At 38.0% G+C, this 2,425-nt stretch carries 2 protein-coding genes; both read right to left on the reverse strand.

Annotation, left to right across the window (positions count from 1 at the left end; translation table 11 throughout):
- On the reverse strand, positions 1–2,087 hold a 2,087-nt coding region (locus C8N46_RS20000; protein ID WP_146169915.1), incomplete at its 3' end, for a choice-of-anchor L domain-containing protein.
- Positions 2,088–2,293: 206 nt separating this feature from the next.
- Positions 2,294–2,425: T9SS type B sorting domain-containing protein (locus C8N46_RS21090; protein WP_146169916.1), on the reverse strand; the 132-nt coding region annotated here is incomplete at its 5' end.

The following is a 2,425-nucleotide window of genomic DNA, read 5'->3' on the forward strand; positions in this document are numbered from 1 at the left end:
TCCGTTAGGGTAAAGTCAGCAAAACCGTCGCCATCATCATCACATTCTTCTATCGTAGCTGGTAGTACTGCTACTGGTAATTCATTCACAATTAAGTCAAAATCCGTAACAGCAAAACAGTCGTTGCCTGGCTCGGTGCTATCAATACGAACGTAGATTGTTTCTCCGCCACTACTAGTGTAAGGACTTGTAAGTGGCATTACATCATTTTCTGCATCGGGTTGACTGTTATGGAACGTAATATTGAAATCCGCTGGGTTTTGTCCGCCTAAAATAGCCGCTTCTTGCGTACTAAAGTCAAAATCTTCCGTGCCATTGCTATCTGTATCACAAAAAACCATATCTGATGCCGCGTTTGCTATCGGTTGTACATTTAGACGTATGTCAAATTGCGTTGTATCATTACAGGAATCATCTGTATTATTCTCCACGCGAACAAATATCGTTTGTGTTCCTACTGTAGCAGTGTATGCTGGATTTAATGCATTTGTGTCATTAATTGCATCATTCAGCGTAGGATGATAAGACACCGTATAATCAGCTGGATTCTGTGTACCCAACGCCTGAACATCATAATCCGTCAAGGTAAAATCTGCAACACCATCATTCGAATCATCATCACACAGTACAATATCTGCTACCGGATTTGCCACTGCTAAATCAAAAAGTTCTAATTGAAAACTCGTAGTAGCATAACAAGCTCCAGAGATATCTTCTATTCGTACGTGTATTGTTTCTCCGTTCATTCCTGAGTACGGAACTGGCAATGGATTCATATCCATATCGGCATCATCAAAAGTATTGTGATAAGAAATATTAAATAATGACGGATCTTGCGTAAGCAGTACATCATTATTCACTAATGTCAAATCAAAGTCTGCCATCGTATCACCGATAGGCGCACATTCTAATAAGTTATTAGGTTGATTCGCTACAGGCACAGGCGCATATTCAATCACAATACTATCATCTGTAGAGCAATTTGTAGAAACTGACACTGTAACCGAATATGTTCCAGGCTGAGTCACTGTCAGTGTTGGATTTGTTTCTCCCACCAATTCCACACTGTCTCTAAACCATGTATACGTTGCTGTGTCTAAAGCTGATTGTGCGTCTAATGTGATTGATTCTCCTTCGCAAATTGGGTTTCCAGTAGTCACCAATCTGTCCATTCCCAAATCTAAAGAACCAATGTCAAAACTTCCACCTTCAAGAAATACGGCAGAGTCGAATGAAGAATCAGAATAGTCAGAAATCACCAATCGAATTGTATAAGTTTCTCCAGGAATTACGGTTGATTCTGCTGTTAAATTACGAGTTTGTCCGTCAAATTCGGTTGAACCGTTGTTACTTCCGCCATCATCATAATATTCTGGAAAAGCGAATTCTCCCAATCCTGTACCACAGGTAAATGTGTGAATATTTGTGATACTAGCTGGAATGTTAGAATCGGGAAGTAACGCAATATTTCTTCCACCTAAATCTAAGTTCAACTCTGGTGTTGCCGGATTGGCATCGTGGTCGTATAAATTTGTATTAGGAATTCCAGGTCCACTTAATATAAAGGCAAATGTATCGGCAAAACTACATGGATAACTAGCAGCTGTGGTATATTCTTCTGAAGCTAATATGTAACGAAAACTTATTCTGTCTGATAAAGGCACAAATTGAAACTCAATCTCTGTTGCATTAAATGTATTTCCACCACCTGCGAGCAATGCCAAATCGTTATCTCCGTTCCAACCGCCGCCGCCAAAACTTAGGTTTCCTCCTCCATTATCTGCTATAGCAGTTACACTAGAACTACTTAATATGATTCCTTCTGCAAAGGGAAAATCAGCTGTTCCTGTAAAAAAGTACCCATAACTTTCAAAACTAAGATTGGCACCATTCTGTTCGCCTGGTAAATTATCAGCACCACTATGGTTTGTTACTCTAATATTATCAGGTTCGTTTCCACAAACATCTTGAAAAAGTACGTTTATAATTAAATCTTCTGGTGTACGTGTATCGTCGACGGTGATGGTTTGTGAGTATGCTTGATGCCCTATAATGAACAATAGAACAAGTAGAATTTTTGCCCTCATAAAATAGTATTTCTGGTTAGTTTAGCTCTAGTTTAATCTCAAATATATTAATAAGAAGAGTAATCTTTTATTTATTTAACAGAAAACAAAAGAAAAACCCTATTCTATATTTTATTTTTTAATTATAACAAAGCCGAAGTTTTGATGTACTTCGGCTCTGTTATGTTTATTATATTTTCATGTTTAATTTTTCAATATGTGATGAATTATCTCTTCAACGTAAAATGATTGATAAATTCTTTTGGTGTTCCATCGAATGGGTCTACGTATTCTACTCTAAACCAGTAATCCTGTGATGGCATTGGCGAACCGTTGTAAGTTCCATCCCAACCTGGTCC

Source organism: Kordia periserrulae (assembly GCF_003054265.1).
Lineage (GTDB): Bacteria > Bacteroidota > Bacteroidia > Flavobacteriales > Flavobacteriaceae > Kordia > Kordia periserrulae.